This window comes from Neisseria sicca, assembly GCF_014054945.1.
GTDB lineage: Bacteria > Pseudomonadota > Gammaproteobacteria > Burkholderiales > Neisseriaceae > Neisseria > Neisseria sicca.
Map to the genome: position 1 here is coordinate 1,505,233 of NZ_CP059566.1, position 14,367 is coordinate 1,519,599.

Consider the following 14,367-nt stretch of genomic DNA (forward strand, 5'->3'; position numbering starts at 1 on the left):
GTTCAGCAGCAACGCCCCGCCACTTTTAATCGTTTTCAGACGACCTTTCGTCCGTCTCCACCTTATCCAACTCCATCCACTCCGCATCGGGAAAATCTGTTTTCAGACGACCCTTTAGATATGCCAAGCTGTCTTGGGCGATGTGTTCATCGCGGCTGTCGTGGATGTGATTGAAAATCAGGCTGTGCAGGCCGATGCCGTATTGTTTGAGCGAGGCAAAGCTGAGCAGGGTGTGGTTGATGCTGCCGAGCCGCCCGCTGGTAACGAGAATGACGGGGTAAGCCTGTTGCTGAATATAATCAATGGTTAACAGATTTTCGGTCAGCGGAACCATCAATCCGCCCGCGCCTTCGACCAATACGATTTCGTATTGTGCCGCCAGTTGCTGCGTGGCGGTGCGGATTTTGTGCAAGTCCAAAGTCCTGCCGTCCAGACGGGCGGCGAGGTGGGGCGAGGCGGGATAGCTGAAGATTTCGGGCATGGTCAGCCGCTGTTTGTCGGCTTCCTGCATGGGTATGCCCATGATGTTGCGGTGGACGGCGATGTCGTCGGCGATGTTTTGGCAACCGGTTTGCACGAGCTTTTGCGTGATCACGCTTTTGCCCTGCTGCAACAATTGTTTTGCCAACACGCCGGTGGCGACGGTTTTGCCGATGTCCGTGTCTATACCGCTGACGAAGTAAACGCCTTTCATTTGCTGTGTTCCTTCAAAATTTGCACGGTTTTGTCGGCAAGTTCGGTCAAGAGGTCGTCTGAAATGATGTAAGGCGGCATGAGGTACACCAGCCTGCCGAACGGGCGCACCCAAATGCCCTGCGCCACGCAATCCGCTTGAAAACGCGCCATATCCACGCCTTTTTCCAGCTCGATCACGCCGATGGCACCCAAAACGCGCACGTCTTTCACGCCGCGAATGTCCCATGCGGTTTTCAGACGACCTTTCAGGATGCTTTCGATGCGGCGGATATTTGTCTGCCAATCTTGAGACAAAAGCAACTTGACCGAAGCACGGGCAACGGCACACGCCAGCGGGTTCGCCATAAATGTCGGTCCGTGCATAAACACGCCTGCTTCGCCGCGCGAAATCGTTTCGGTGACTTTTTGTGAAGTGATTGCCGCCGCCAGCGTCATATAGCCGCCGCTCAAACCCTTGCCGATACACATAATATCCGGCACGACCTCAGCGTGTTCGCAGGCAAACATCTTACCCGTGCGCCCGAATCCGGTGGCGATTTCGTCAAAAATCAACACGATATCAAATTCGTCGCACAAATCGCGCAAACCGCGAAGATACTGCGGATGATAAAAATACATGCCGCCCGCGCCCTGCACGACCGGCTCTAAAATAAAGGCGGCGATATCCGCATGATGCGCTTCAAACAAGGCGCGGACAGGCTGCAAATCCGCCCCGTCCCATTCATCGTTAAAACGGCTTTTTGGATTATCGACAAAATAACGCTGCGGCAGAGCGCTGCCGAAAATATGGTGCATCCCCGTTTCCGGATCGCAGACGGACATCGCGTTCCAAGTATCGCCGTGATACCCGCGTCGCACCGTCGCAATATTCTGCTTCGCGGTCAAACCCCGCGCCTGCTGGTATTGCACCGCCATCTTCAGCGCAACTTCCACCGAAACCGAACCCGAGTCCGCATAAAAAATACGGTCCAGTCCCTGCGGCAAAATCCCGACCAATAATTTGCCCAGTTCCACCGCCGGCCCGTGCGTCAAACCGCCGAACATCACATGCGACATCTGTTTAATCTGCGCCTCAACTGCCTGATTCAAAAAGGGATGATTGTAGCCGTGTATCGCACACCACCAAGACGACATCCCGTCAATCAGCCGCGTACCGTCCGCCAATTCGATATGCACGCCCTCCGCACGGCTCACCGGATAAACAGGCAACGGGTCGGTCATGGATGTATAGGGATGGAGCAGATGGGCGCGGTCGAAATCGAGCAGGGAGGAAGTGTGTTCGGGCAACATATTTTCTGAGAAGGGTTTATATCAAATTCCGCTATTTTAACCCACTCTGATTAGATGAAAACCTGAAAAGTCTTTATTGAATAAGGAAAAGGTCGTCTGAAAACCTGTTTTCAGTGATGTGGTTCATATCCGGCATAGTATGTAGAAAAATATCAGGCAGCTTAAAAATAACGCCGTTTAAAAGGCGGACTTTCAAACGGCGTTATTTTGGGAATTTCAAGTGAGATAGCTAATCACGGCGTGAACACGAATACGCCCTATATCCTGTCGATATCCCAAAACCAAAGACATTAAAAGACAAATTCAGGTCAATGAAGGCAGATTAATGCAGCGTACCGTTTTGTCCTTCATCAGAGTCGCAGAAATTACAGTAATGATAGACGTCGACGTCTATTTCCGTACCTGTCAGATAACAAAATTCTATGATTTCCCGACTAAATCCTATATAGGGATTTTGTTCTGCATCCACAACATATTCAGGGACAACTTCCAACCAAAATTTTGCTTGGTATTGCCGACGGAATCGGGCAAGTGCATCAATGTTCCCGTGCAATTGGCGGACAATCCGCAGGCACTGTCCTTCTGCATCATTGACCGGCTGATCTTGGCGGCAGCCATTCCATGCGCTCCAATCAGCCGGCTGTGGTCGTGGCATTCCATTAGCTAAATGCATCTCTCCGCATCGGGTAACAGAAAACGGCTGGATACCGAGCAATTGCGTCAATTCATCGGCGCAATTGTGGTCGGACACCATACGGAAATAGCTGTAACAATTGGGGAGAATCATCATATTTTTGTTTTCAGACGACCTTCACATCATCCCTACAACTCAATCCCTTTCAGCTTTGCCACGGTATTGATGTCTTTATCGCCGCGGCCGGACAGGTTGACCAGAATCACTTGGTCTTTGCCCATCTTCGGCGCGTTGGCGACTGCCCATGCGAGGGCGTGGCTGGATTCGAGCGCGGGGATGATGCCTTCGAAGCGGCACAACAAATCAAAGGCTTCGAGTGCTTCGTCGTCTTTGGCGACGGTGTATTCGACGCGCTTGATGTCGTTCAGGTGGCTGTGTTCCGGGCCGATGCCGGGGTAATCCAAGCCTGCGGACACGGAATGCGTCCCCAAGACTTGGCCGTTTTCGTCCTGCATCAGGTAGCTGCGGAAGCCGTGCAATACGCCGATGGGGGCTTTGCTGGTAATCGGCGCGGCGTGGTCGGGGGTGTCCACACCCAAACCGCCGGCTTCCACGCCGACGAGGCGCACGCTTTCTTCGCCGATATACGGGTGGAACAGCCCGATGGCGTTCGAGCCGCCGCCGACGCAGGCAACGGCGACGTCGGGCTGTCTGCCGATGGCTTCCTGCATCTGCGCTTTGGCTTCGTTGCCGATAACGCATTGGAAATCGCGCACCATTTCGGGATACGGCGCGGGGCCGGCGGCGGTGCCGATGATGTAGAACGTGTCGTCCACGCGGGCGACCCATTCGCGCATGGCTTCGTTCATCGCGTCTTTCAGTGTGCGGCTGCCGCTGTCAACGCTGACCACGTTCGCACCCAATAATTTCATGCGGAACACATTGGGCATTTGACGCTGGATGTCGTCCGCGCCCATATACACGTCGCAAGTCATGCCGAAGCGGGCGGCGACGGTGGCGGAGGCTACGCCGTGCTGACCCGCGCCGGTTTCGGCGATGACGCGTTTTTTGCCCATACGGTGGGCGAGCAGCGCCTGACCGATGGTGTTGTTTACCTTGTGCGCGCCGGTGTGGTTCAAGTCTTCGCGTTTCAACCAGATTTGCGCGCCCCCTAGATGCTCGGACAATCGCGCGGCATGGTAAACGGGGCTGGGGCGGCCGACGTAGTGTTTCAAATCGCGGTGGAACTCTTCCCAAAACGACGGGTCGTTTTTCGCTGCTTTATAGGCATCCGCCAGCTCTTGTAAGGCGGGAATTAGGGTTTCGGAGACATAAAGTCCGCCGTGTTCGCCGAAAAAGCCCTTCTCGTCGGGCGCTTGGTAGTTTTTCATCGGATTTCTTCCTTGTCTGTTTTTTCAGACGACCTCGGTTTAAGAAGGTCGTCTGAAAGGGAAAATTGTCGGCAATTATAACTGCTTTTCACACAAACCCGCCATTTCGAAAAACGCCCGATACGCCGCCGCCTTTTTCGCCAAACTCAAAGGATAAGCGCGCGAAGTCGATGGCAGGCGGGTCAGGGTCAAATCCCGTCCGGCAAACGGAAACGGCACGGTTTCGCCCGTTTTCGGCATTTTGATGCCGCCGCCCTGAATATCGAGCAGGACTTCCGTCGCCTTGCCGCCGGTGGTGCAAATATGGCGGCAGTCGGGCATCTGCGCCAACACCGCCGCCAAATCGACGGTTTCGACCACTTGCAAGAATTTGTCGGACGCATTGCCGTGTTCCCGCACCGCCTTCAACACGGTCGGGCAGGAGGCAATCCCCCGTTCGCGCAAAAACGCCTTGATTTTCTCCGCATCAAACGCTTTTTCAGCCGGCATCTGGAAATGCGCCGCATCATTAAAAAACACCAGCCCGTAGACGCGCCACATATCGTTTTGGAAATTCGGATAATGAAACTGCATCGCGCGTTTGTCTTCCTTAGGCGGAAACGTCCCCATCATCATTACCGTCGCCTGCGGCGGCAGCAAGGCGGGGAAAGGGTGGGTTTCGATTTCGAGCGGAGCGGACATCATGATTTCCTTGATAAAAAATATTGAACACAAAACAGTCGGTTGCTGCCTTTTCAGCCAACCTGCCGATTAATACTGATAGACAAGTTTTCTCCCCCAACAAGTTTCCGGCTGTTTCACATTATGCTCTTCCACCAATTCATTTTCCGCTTTCGGGCGGGCCGATACCGTCCAGATATCCGGTCGGTCACGATTCCAAGTCAGCAAGGAAACATTGTCAAATACGCAACCCAAAATATCGGTTTGTTTGGGTTCAATCTCTATTTCCACAATATTCTTTTTACCGTCCAGCGTGATCAAGCCTGTAAAAGGCATATTTTCAGGAGCCAACCATGCCAGCCAAACTTTGCCGGATTCAATGTATCTCACTTCATGCAAACCGAGCTTCACATTTTCGCCCAATTGCGACACCGGCAGCACGAAAGACTCATCCAACTGGCACCCCGTCAGCCGGTAATCGTCAGGCGAAGGCGTTCGCTTATCCTTCGTACCGACATACTTCCACCCAAAATCTTCAGCGTCCACACGGCACAACCAACCTTCCGACCAAACCGGTTTCCGATCGGCCACTTCCGCCGGCTTCAGAAAGACGCCTTCGCCCATATTTTGGTCATAAAACTTCCGTTCCACTGCCTTAATCATTACGCCCTTCCATTCGACGGGCTGTGGGAAGACTGCATACTCGTAAGATTCAATATCCTTTTTCCACCGAAAATGCAACTTTGTTCCGGCGGGCAATGGAAAACCATCTACCACCGTATCCTCCCGAAGCACATACCCCTCCGGTTTTTGCTGCCCCATCCACACGCTCCACGCCTGTACGCCCAAACAGCACAGCAAAAACACATTGACCCTGACAGCCATTGCTTTAAACAACGGTCTTTCAGCCTTCAACATCATATCGACAAGCATCAAGCCCAGTATGGCGACCACCGTCAGCCAAATAAAGTTATAAAACGGCAGCATTGATTCTTTCTTTGTTCGTTATATTGAAATTTCTCTCGTTATCAAAGCCATATTGCTTCAACTTACCTATTATAAATAAAGGGTCGTCTGAAACCCAATTTCAATAAAGTAAAAATACCCGAACAAAAATTTCAGACGACCCCTGCCTTATCCTGAAACAAGTTTACAAGCCGACAGACAACGTTATCGCAAACGGAACAGCCGCTTTAGCGATATGTTAGAATAAAACCACGAAACATAGAAAAGAAAGGTCTCAATGCAAAAAATTCCTATTGAATACTACAACCTCAATTTATTCGAACAACTGGACAGGCCTGTCATTGCTTTCGTAAAAAAAAGGCCGTTCAGGAAAGTGGAGAACCTTCATGTCTTTGCTTCAACAGAGGCATATGAAAAAGAAAGGAGAAAGTTTGAAATCACCGGCTACAAAGCGCAAACCATCCCTTTAGGCATGTCTCTTGATGCGGTTATCTGGCAACCCTATTATGTAAACCTTGTTATATCCGGACTTGATACATCGGACATTATCTTTTCCAAAGACGATTTGCAGCCCCTGAAAGACCTTATCGACAGCTTTTGCATTATGTTTGCAGCAACAAATGCCGAAATAGAAAATGCGAAAGCCTACGAGTTGATGAAAAACAAAACCGTTTATTTTCTCGGACAACTCCTTGCCAAAGAGTTTAAGGTGGGAGACAGAATCGGTTTCGAAGGCATTCAAAGAGAATCAGACGGTAAACATTATGTATCCGTCAAATGTTTCCTGACTAGGGAAAGTGCTGAAAAATTCAATATGAACAACCGCCCCGTAACGCCCGCCAATTTGGGATACCTCAAATATTTCTGGTGCAAACCGGTCATTATCGAACCACACCGAGACTACTGGATTGAGTTTCTATAACACTGACAGAGCATCCATCGTTTGATAAGGAACTTATCCTCTCTTGAATCTTTCAGACGACCTTCTGCCCATACCGCATCAGCGTCATGCCACCGACTGCCGCCGCGCAACCCGCAACCAGCGAAATATGCAGCGGTTCGCCCAAAACCCAAGCCGAAGACAGCATACCGAAAATCGGCACGAGCGTAATATAAGCCGCCGCGCTGCCTGCACCCAAAGTCTTCACGCCTTCGAAATACCACGCGTAGGCCAATACCGTCGCGCCGATGACCAGCCACGCCAATGCCGTCCAACCGCGTGCATCCATCGCCGCCATTGCATCAAACGGCAGTCCGTCCGTCCACAACGCTACCGCCGACAACATCAGCGCGCCGATGAACGACGTTGCCGCCGTTACCGTCAACGCGTCTATCCCGCGCAAAACCGCACGCCCGATTAAGGTATAAGCCGCCCAGCAGACCACGCAGCCGAAAATCAGCCACTCCCCTGCCTTGATGCCGCCCGACAACACCGTCAACGGCTGCCCTTGCGTTACCGCCGTTATCGCGCCACAGACCGCTAGCAGCATACCCGCCAAAATCTTCGCGTTTAAACGCTCGCCGAAAAGCCAAGCCGCCAGCAGCAGCGTCAGCACGGGATTCACCGCCACCACCACCGCCGCCTTACCCGCCGGCATCGCCTGCAAACCCAGCATGAAAAACACCGCATAGCCGCATACCCCGACGGAAGCGGCTGCCGTCAAGCCCAGCCATTGCCGCGCCGACAAAGCCGCCAAAGTCGCGAACCTGCTGCGCGCAAACAGCCAACCCAACAACAAAACCGAAGCCAGTACAAACCGAACCGCCCCGCCCGTCAGCGGCGGCAGCGACTGCCCCAGCATCCGCCCCATCGGCCAAGACGCACCCCACAACACCGCCATCCCCAGCAGTTTCAAATGTACAGAATAACGTTCCATCTCATTCCTTTATCAACAAAGGTCGTCTGAAAACCCGATTCCAAGTTTTCAGACGACCTTCCAATATGGCTGTTGCCAACAGATTACTTGGGCTGCCAAGAGTCTTTCAGCGTGACCGTGCGGTTGAACACGGGCTGCTCTGGGCGGTGGTCTTTGCGGTCGGTCACGAAATAGCCCAGACGCTCAAACTGCCAACGGCTTTCGGCGGGCAGGTTTTTGGCTGCGGGTTCGGCGTAGGCGGTGATTTCCTTAATGGATTCTGGGTTGAGGAAATCGGTAAACGGCAGGTATTCGCCGTCTTCGCCGCGCACGGCATCGGGACGCTCGACGGTAAAGAGCCGGTCGTACAGGCGGACTTTGATTTCGGCGGCATGTTCGGCGGAAACCCAGTGAATCACGCCTTTGACTTTTCTGCCTTCGGGATTTTTGCCCAAGGTGTCATGGTCGATGCTGCATTTGAGTTCGACCACATTGCCTGCCGCGTCTTTTACGACTTCGTCGCACTTGATGACATAGCCGTGGCGCAGGCGTACTTCGCCGCCCGGAGTCAGGCGTTTGAAGCCTTTGGGCGGATTTTCGGCAAAGTCGTCCGCTTCGATGTAGATGGTTTGGGACACTGGGATTTCGCGCTCGCCCATTTCTTCGTGGTTCGGATGGAACGCGGCGCGGCGGCTTTGGGTTTTGCCGGCTTCAAAGTTAGTCAGGGTTACTTTGAGCGGGTTCAAGACCGCCATCAGGCGCGGGGCGGAGTTTTCCAGCTCTTCGCGAATCGCACCTTCCAGCACGCTCATATCGACGACGTTTTCAGATTTGGAAATACCGGCGCGTTTGGCAAACAGGCGCAGGCCTTCGGGCGTGTAGCCGCGGCGGCGCATACCGGAAATGGTCGGCATACGCGGGTCGTCCCAGCCGGTAACGTGGCCGTCTGAAACCAGTTGGTTCAGCTTGCGTTTGGACGTGATGGAATACAAAAGCTCCAAACGGGAAAACTCGTATTGGCGCGGACGTGTGGCGTGCGGCGCGGGAATGTTGTCCAACACCCAGTCATAAAGCGGGCGGTGGGCTTCAAATTCGAGCGTACACAAGGAATGTGTGATGCCTTCGATGGCATCGGAAATGCAATGCGTATAGTCGTACATCGGGTAGATGCACCATTTGTCGCCGGTGTTGTGGTGATGGGCGCGGCGGATGCGGTAGATGACGGGGTCGCGCATATTGATGTTGCCTGATGCCATGTCGATTTTCAGGCGCAGGGTTTTGCTGCCGTCGGGAAATTCGCCGTTTTTCATGCGCGTGAACAGGTCGAGGTTTTCTTCGACGCTGCGGTCGCGGTAAGGGCTGTTTTTGCCTGCTTCGGTCAGCGTACCGCGGTATTCGCGCATTTCTTCGGGCGTCAAATCATCGACATACGCTTTGCCGTCTTTGATTAAGCCGACGGCGTAGTCATACAGCTGGTCGAAATAATTGGAAGCGAAACGCGGCTCGCCCGCCCAATGGAAACCGAGCCACTCGACGTCTTCTTTGATGGCGTTGACGTATTCGTCGTTTTCTTTTTCAGGATTGGTATCGTCGAAACGCAGGTTGCACAAGCCGTCGTAAATATACGCCAAACCGAAGTTCAGGCAGATGGATTTGGCGTGGCCGATGTGCAGGTAGCCGTTGGGTTCGGGCGGGAAGCGGGTTTGGATGGCTTCGTGTTTGCCGCTTTTTAAGTCTTCTTCAATGATGGTGCGGATGAAATGGTTGTCCGCGAATTGGTCTTTGTTGAGCATGGTCGGGAGCTATCTGAAAATATGATGTCGTGCCGATTTTACCTGAAAACAGGACGGCTTTACAGTCAATACAAGGTACAGAGGTCGTCTGAAAACCGTTTCAGACGACCTCTGTATGGACAATTACGAATCGGATGAAAGATTGGAATAGTCGGAAGTATTGCCTTCCAGACGTTTTGATGCCGTTGATGAATCGAACAACTTGACCAGCAGGTTAATCAACAGAACGATACCCAAAATGACCAAAAGTGCGGTTGGGTAAAAAATCCAAAGCAAACCGGCATTGCCGATAAAAGACCAGCACATAGACGCCCAAAATGCTTGAAGTGAGGATTTTTCTAAAGAGAGCAGCTTGGGGCGGGCTGCGGTGGCGATAATGGAAGCAATCAGCGAGATGCCGTAGAATAAAGGCAACACAAACCACAAAGTACCTGAACCGTGCCGATTGTAAACGAGCTCATCGACCACTTCCCTCATATACCAAACCCAAATGATGGCTGTCGCCCACAAGCTGCCCGCCAACGTGGCAGGACGCAAACGCCGGTAAAACAGGGCATAAACCAGATTCGCCGAGCCAAGCATCAACATACCGGCAATCAATGTGCTGTCAAAACCTTCAGGACCTACCTGATCGAACCATATCGAAGTCGTGATGATAATGACGATACTGCCTGCTAATGAAAGGCCGGCAAATTTTTTTTCGCTAATACTGGGGAAATTCATCTTTACGTCTTTTCAAAACTGTTCTCTTGAATCAAAGGACATTCATATACGGATGATTGGTTTTCAGACGACCTATCCGTCAAATAGCAGACTTCTGTATGACTCATTACAAATCGGATGAAAGATTGGAATGGTCGGAAGTATTGTCTTCCGGACGTTTGAATGCGGTTGATGAATCGATAAAATCAACCAGCCGGTTCATCAACAGAACGATACCCAAAATGACCAAAAGTGTGATTGGGCAACAAATCCCAAGCAAACCGGTAGTGCCGATAAAAGACCAGCGCATGGACGCCCAAAATGCTTGAAGCGAGGATTTTTCCAAAGAGAGCAGTTTGGGGCGGGCTGCGGTAGCGATAATGGAAGCAATCAGCGAACCAACATAAAACACAGGCAATCCTAGCCACAAAAAACCTGATCCGTGATGATCGTAATTAGGGGAGTAAGGGTCATTATGACTGTCAGCACTGTCTACCGCCATCATAAACAACAACCAAAGTATGGTTGTTATCCACACGCTGCCCGCCACAGTAGCAGGTCGCAAACGATGGGAAAACAGGACATAAACCAGATTCGCCGAACAAAGCATCAACATACCGGCAATCAATGTAAGCTCGAAGCGATCGGGTATTGCCTGACTGAACCATATCGAAGTCGTGATGATAATAATGATACTGCCAGCCAATGAAAGGCCGGAAAATGTTCTTTCGCTGATACGGGGGAAATTCATCTTTACGTCTTTTCAAAACTGTTCTTCTGAATCCAAGAACATTCATGTACGGATGATTATAGTGGATTAACTTTAAATCAGTACGGCGTTGCCTCGCCTTGCCGTACTATCTGTACTGTCTGCGGCTTCGTCGCCTTGTCCTGGTTTAAATTTAATCTACTATATTTTCAGACGACCTGCCCATTCAATAGCAGCCATCTGAAAACGCTTCCCCATTGTACCCGAATTTCATTAACCTTTTGCAACCCCCGAAATCAAAGCGGTACAAGTTCGGCAACCAGCCATTCTACACCCGCATCACCCAAAACCTTCTGCATGGCGGCTTCCGGTACGCGGTCGGTAAATACTTTGTCAAACGAGCCGATGTCGCCCAGCCTGACCAAGGCATTGCTGTTGAATTTGCTGTGGTCCACGCCCAAATACCTGACCCGCGCATTGGTCATCATCGCCTGCATGACGCTGACTTCTTTATAGTCGTAGTCCAAAAGCGATCCGTCGCTTTCCACGCCGTGCGTACTCATGACGGCATAATCAACTTTAAACTGATTGATAAAATCGACCGTCGCCACGCCCGTAATCCCGCCGTCCAAGGGGCGCACGACGCCGGAAGTGATGATGACGGTGTAGTCGGTGCGCGCGGACGTGATGGAGGCAACGTAAATATTGTTGGTGATAATCCGCAGGTTTTTGCGCTGTTTGACCAACTCGGCGGCAACGGCTTCCATCGTCGTGCCTATGCTGATAAACAGCGACGAATTGTCGGGAATGTGGGCGGCAATCAGGCGGGCGATGGCGTTTTTTTCATTTTGGCAGTGTTTTCGCTTGCCTTGAGCCACGCCGCCGGAAATATCGCCGACCGACGCTCCACCGTGGTAACGCTTCAACTGTCGCGTTTCGCTCAATTCCTGTATGTCGCGGCGTATGGTCTGCGGGGTCACGTCCAAAGCTTCCGCAAGCTGCTCGACCGTCATGAAATGCTGCTCGCGCACCAGGGCGAGGATGTGTTCGTGTCTTTGTATTTTTGGTTTCATCTGGATTCGTTTCCATTCGTTCCGGTTCGTTTGAATTCGGATTGTACGTCTTTTGCCCAAAATCGGAAAAGGCTGCCGCCGATTCGGCTTTGCCCAAAACCAAAGGTCGTCTGAAAACCTGAATCCCGGTTTTCAGACGACCTTTTTGCTGTGTCCGTGTTATTCCGCTTCGTATTTGCGTTCCAAACGCTCCACGCACGCGCTTAAGTGTTTGCGCATGACTTTGACCACGCGGTTGCGTTTGCCGTTGACCAGCAGGTCGAGGATTTCGCGGTGTTCGGAATGGGTGTGGATGTTGATGGTGCGTTTTTCATGACGCTGCGCATCGAAGACGGCGACGATGAGCGAAGAGCGGGCGCACAGGGTGTTCATGATATCGAACAAGACATTATTGTCGATCAAGCGCGCCAGTTCGACGTGGAAGGCGTTGGACAGGCGGTTCCAACCCACGCGGTCGCCGCTGTCGGACGCCTGTTCTTCACGCTCGATCATGGCGTAGAGCGGCTGGAGGCGGGTTTCCAAATCGGGCATATCGGACAGAAGGTTCAAAATCATGCTTTCCATTTCGATACGCGCGTTGAACACGTCCTGCATTTCCTTCAAATCGGGAACATGGACGAACGCGCCGCGATTGGGCTGCAAATCGACAATTTTGTCGTGTGCCAACAGGGACAGCGCGCCGCGCACGGTGTTACGCGAGCAGACCATCTGGCGGCACAGCTCGGATTCGGTCAGTTTTTTGCCGGGCAGCAAAACATGGTCGGTGATGCCGTCCAAAATCAGGGCGTAAACGCGGAACAGCTCCGAATCATGCCTGCCTGCCGGCATCATGGAAGAAGGGGTAGGCGCATGGAGGGTATCGTTATCGGTATTCATTATTTAAGCTCTCCTCATAGTCTGGCGTGTCATATCGTTTGAAATAACAGAAATTTTGCGACGGCGGCAACCCGCCCCTTATCGCTTTTTGCTTGATTCCATTTCGATATAGCACAAAATCTGATTAAGATATAATTAAAAATTGTTGACAATCTCTAGTGAAGCTTGCACAATATCCTCACAAGGCCAAGTTATGAAGGCTGATAGAGAGAGAATCCACAATAAGCAAGCAGATATATTCATAGTGTAGCGTGAATATATCTGCTTTTTTGTCGGGCGGCCTTTATTCACGCTTTAACAATATTCCGCCTCTAAACGCTTTTCAGACGACCCCTGAAGGATACGGGGGTCGTCTGAAAAATTACTCCGCTTCGACGGTTTCAAAACTGTGGGTGATTTTCGCAGCCTTGCCCAGCATAATCGAGGCGGAACAATATTTTTCGGCAGACATCTGCACGGCGCGCTCGATGGCGGATTCGGTCAGGTTGTGTCCGATGACTTTGAAATGAATGTGGATTTCGGTGAACACGCGCGGGGCATCGTCGGCGCGCTTCGCGGTAACCGTCGCCTGGCAGTCCACCACCTTTTGACGCTGCTTCTCGGCAATCATCACGACATCAATGCTGGAACAGCCCGCCACACCCAAAAGCAGCATTTCCATCGGGCTGGGACCGCGTTTCGCCTGCCCTTCCGCCGCCGCGCCTTCCATGACGACGCTGTGTCCGTTTTCGGTCGTGCCGACAAAGCACATTCCGTCTATCCATTTTGATGTAACTTGCATGATGTCTCTTCCGCGAAGTTGAAGTTGGTTTGCCCAATATTGTAAACAAATTTGACTGATAAATATAGCAAGAGGTCGTCTGAAATTTCCGTTTCAGACGACCTTATTCAATCCCGATAAGCCCAATGATTGACCGGACCGTGTCCCGCACCGATGTTCAAAGGGTTGCGAATCGCTTCGGTAATGTATTTTTTGGCGGTTTGCACGGCTTCGAGTGTTTCGAAACCTTTTGCCAGCTCGGCGGCGATACAGGCGGAGAACGTGCAGCCCGTACCGTGCGTATGCGCCGTCGGAAAGCGGCGGTCGGCAAATTCAAACACGTCATCCGGTGTAAACAGCCAGTCGATGCAGTATTCGCTGCGGCTGTCGCCCAAATGCCCGCCTTTAATCACCACGTTTTTCACGCCGCAATCCTGCAGGATTTTGGCGGCGTGTTCCGCATCTTGGCGGCTTTCAATACGCACGCCCGTCAAGGCTTCCGCTTCGGGCAGGTTCGGCGTCAGAATGTCGGTATCAGGCAGAAGCAGGCGTTTCATCGCTTCGACGGCGGAATCCTGCAACAGCGGCGCGCCGCCTTTGGCAATCATCACCGGATCGAGGACGCGCTTGCCGAAACGGCATTTTTTCAGATTTTCAGCAACGCATTCAATCACTTGAGCCGTACCCAGCATCCCGATTTTATAGGCGCGGATTTCAAAATCGGCGCGGACGGCTTCGATTTGCGCAGCAATGATGTCGGTCGGAACCAGATGCACCGCCGATACGCCGAGCGTATTTTGCGCGGTCACGGCGGTCAGCACGCTGGTGCCGAACACGCCGCGCATCTGAAACGTCTTCAAATCCGCCTGTATCCCCGCCCCGCCGCCGGAATCCGAGCCGGCGATGGTCAGCGTTTGGACGAATGTTTCTTCCATTTGGCTTCTCCTATTGTTTGGTTTGA

General features: G+C 52.2%; 15 protein-coding genes. 1 reads left to right on the forward strand and 14 read right to left on the reverse strand.

Features of this window, described 5'->3' with window-relative positions; all coding sequences use genetic code 11:
* Nucleotides 1-25: 25 nt before the first annotated feature.
* The 6 genes from bioD to H3L95_RS07345 form a co-directional block, all read right to left on the reverse strand.
* On the reverse strand, nucleotides 26-694 hold the full coding sequence (bioD, locus tag H3L95_RS07320; protein WP_003756068.1) for a dethiobiotin synthase: 669 nt from the start codon (nucleotides 692-694) through the stop codon (nucleotides 26-28).
* Complete coding sequence (bioA, locus tag H3L95_RS07325) at nucleotides 691-1,986, reverse strand: adenosylmethionine--8-amino-7-oxononanoate transaminase (RefSeq protein ID WP_003756065.1); 1,296 nt, start codon at nucleotides 1,984-1,986, stop codon at nucleotides 691-693. The genes bioD and bioA overlap by 4 nt, the downstream gene beginning before the upstream one ends.
* A gap of 322 nt (nucleotides 1,987-2,308) precedes the next feature.
* Nucleotides 2,309-2,776, reverse strand: coding sequence for a DUF4279 domain-containing protein (locus H3L95_RS07330; protein ID WP_003756063.1), 468 nt, complete (start codon nucleotides 2,774-2,776; stop codon nucleotides 2,309-2,311).
* A gap of 32 nt (nucleotides 2,777-2,808) precedes the next feature.
* Nucleotides 2,809-4,011, reverse strand: a complete 1,203-nt coding sequence (gene trpB / locus H3L95_RS07335; protein WP_003756058.1) for a tryptophan synthase subunit beta — start codon at nucleotides 4,009-4,011, stop codon at nucleotides 2,809-2,811.
* 75 nt (nucleotides 4,012-4,086) lie between these two features.
* Nucleotides 4,087-4,692 (reverse strand): DNA glycosylase, encoded by a 606-nt coding sequence (locus H3L95_RS07340; protein ID WP_003768961.1) that lies wholly within the window; start codon nucleotides 4,690-4,692, stop codon nucleotides 4,087-4,089.
* A 69-nt stretch (nucleotides 4,693-4,761) separates the two neighbouring features.
* Nucleotides 4,762-5,658, reverse strand: a complete 897-nt coding sequence (locus tag H3L95_RS07345) for a hypothetical protein (RefSeq protein WP_003756055.1) — start codon at nucleotides 5,656-5,658, stop codon at nucleotides 4,762-4,764.
* Nucleotides 5,659-5,914: 256 nt separating this feature from the next.
* On the opposite strand from H3L95_RS07345, the gene H3L95_RS07350 reads away from it, so the two are divergent.
* Nucleotides 5,915-6,559 carry a hypothetical protein gene (locus H3L95_RS07350; protein ID WP_003756053.1) on the forward strand — a complete coding sequence of 215 codons (645 nt, stop codon included), beginning with the start codon at nucleotides 5,915-5,917 and terminating at the stop codon, nucleotides 6,557-6,559.
* Nucleotides 6,560-6,611: 52 nt separating this feature from the next.
* On the opposite strand, the gene H3L95_RS07355 is transcribed toward H3L95_RS07350, so the two are convergent.
* From H3L95_RS07355 to thiD, 8 genes are all read right to left on the reverse strand, one after another.
* A complete protein-coding gene (locus H3L95_RS07355) occupies nucleotides 6,612-7,514 on the reverse strand; it encodes a DMT family transporter (protein ID WP_003756050.1) in 903 nt (300 codons plus the stop codon).
* 83 nt (nucleotides 7,515-7,597) lie between these two features.
* A complete protein-coding gene (locus tag H3L95_RS07360) occupies nucleotides 7,598-9,286 on the reverse strand; it encodes a glutamine--tRNA ligase/YqeY domain fusion protein (RefSeq protein ID WP_003756049.1) in 1,689 nt (562 codons plus the stop codon).
* Between the two features lie 123 nt (nucleotides 9,287-9,409).
* Nucleotides 9,410-10,009: a hypothetical protein gene (locus H3L95_RS07365; RefSeq protein ID WP_003756047.1), complete on the reverse strand. Its 600-nt coding sequence runs from the start codon at nucleotides 10,007-10,009 to the stop codon at nucleotides 9,410-9,412.
* A 106-nt stretch (nucleotides 10,010-10,115) separates the two neighbouring features.
* Entirely contained in the window at nucleotides 10,116-10,739 is a 624-nt protein-coding gene (locus H3L95_RS07370; RefSeq protein ID WP_003756046.1) for a hypothetical protein, read from the reverse strand.
* Nucleotides 10,740-10,993: 254 nt separating this feature from the next.
* Nucleotides 10,994-11,770: a DeoR/GlpR family DNA-binding transcription regulator gene (locus H3L95_RS07375; RefSeq protein ID WP_003756041.1), complete on the reverse strand. Its 777-nt coding sequence runs from the start codon at nucleotides 11,768-11,770 to the stop codon at nucleotides 10,994-10,996.
* A 159-nt stretch (nucleotides 11,771-11,929) separates the two neighbouring features.
* A complete protein-coding gene (locus H3L95_RS07380) occupies nucleotides 11,930-12,646 on the reverse strand; it encodes a GntR family transcriptional regulator (RefSeq protein WP_003756038.1) in 717 nt (238 codons plus the stop codon).
* A 361-nt stretch (nucleotides 12,647-13,007) separates the two neighbouring features.
* Nucleotides 13,008-13,427, reverse strand: coding sequence for an OsmC family protein (locus tag H3L95_RS07385; RefSeq protein ID WP_003741038.1), 420 nt, complete (start codon nucleotides 13,425-13,427; stop codon nucleotides 13,008-13,010).
* Nucleotides 13,428-13,534: 107 nt separating this feature from the next.
* Nucleotides 13,535-14,341: a bifunctional hydroxymethylpyrimidine kinase/phosphomethylpyrimidine kinase gene (gene thiD, locus H3L95_RS07390; RefSeq protein ID WP_003756034.1), complete on the reverse strand. Its 807-nt coding sequence runs from the start codon at nucleotides 14,339-14,341 to the stop codon at nucleotides 13,535-13,537.
* Nucleotides 14,342-14,367: the final 26 nt, after the last annotated feature.

Bases quoted from the DNA above. Each gene is read 5' to 3' on its own strand.
- bioD (WP_003756068.1), bottom strand. From the start codon at position 694: ATGAAAGGCGTTTACTTCGTCAGCGGTATAGACACGGACATCGGCAAA.
- bioA (WP_003756065.1), bottom strand. From the start codon at position 1,986: ATGTTGCCCGAACACACTTCCTCCCTGCTCGATTTCGACCGCGCCCAT.
- H3L95_RS07330 (WP_003756063.1), bottom strand. From the start codon at position 2,776: ATGATGATTCTCCCCAATTGTTACAGCTATTTCCGTATGGTGTCCGAC.
- trpB (WP_003756058.1), bottom strand. From the start codon at position 4,011: ATGAAAAACTACCAAGCGCCCGACGAGAAGGGCTTTTTCGGCGAACAC.
- H3L95_RS07340 (WP_003768961.1), bottom strand. From the start codon at position 4,692: ATGTCCGCTCCGCTCGAAATCGAAACCCACCCTTTCCCCGCCTTGCTG.
- H3L95_RS07345 (WP_003756055.1), bottom strand. From the start codon at position 5,658: ATGCTGCCGTTTTATAACTTTATTTGGCTGACGGTGGTCGCCATACTG.
- H3L95_RS07350 (WP_003756053.1), top strand. From the start codon at position 5,915: ATGCAAAAAATTCCTATTGAATACTACAACCTCAATTTATTCGAACAA.
- H3L95_RS07355 (WP_003756050.1), bottom strand. From the start codon at position 7,514: ATGGAACGTTATTCTGTACATTTGAAACTGCTGGGGATGGCGGTGTTG.
- H3L95_RS07360 (WP_003756049.1), bottom strand. From the start codon at position 9,286: ATGCTCAACAAAGACCAATTCGCGGACAACCATTTCATCCGCACCATC.
- H3L95_RS07365 (WP_003756047.1), bottom strand. From the start codon at position 10,009: ATGAATTTCCCCAGTATTAGCGAAAAAAAATTTGCCGGCCTTTCATTA.
- H3L95_RS07370 (WP_003756046.1), bottom strand. From the start codon at position 10,739: ATGAATTTCCCCCGTATCAGCGAAAGAACATTTTCCGGCCTTTCATTG.
- H3L95_RS07375 (WP_003756041.1), bottom strand. From the start codon at position 11,770: ATGAAACCAAAAATACAAAGACACGAACACATCCTCGCCCTGGTGCGC.
- H3L95_RS07380 (WP_003756038.1), bottom strand. From the start codon at position 12,646: ATGAATACCGATAACGATACCCTCCATGCGCCTACCCCTTCTTCCATG.
- H3L95_RS07385 (WP_003741038.1), bottom strand. From the start codon at position 13,427: ATGCAAGTTACATCAAAATGGATAGACGGAATGTGCTTTGTCGGCACG.
- thiD (WP_003756034.1), bottom strand. From the start codon at position 14,341: ATGGAAGAAACATTCGTCCAAACGCTGACCATCGCCGGCTCGGATTCC.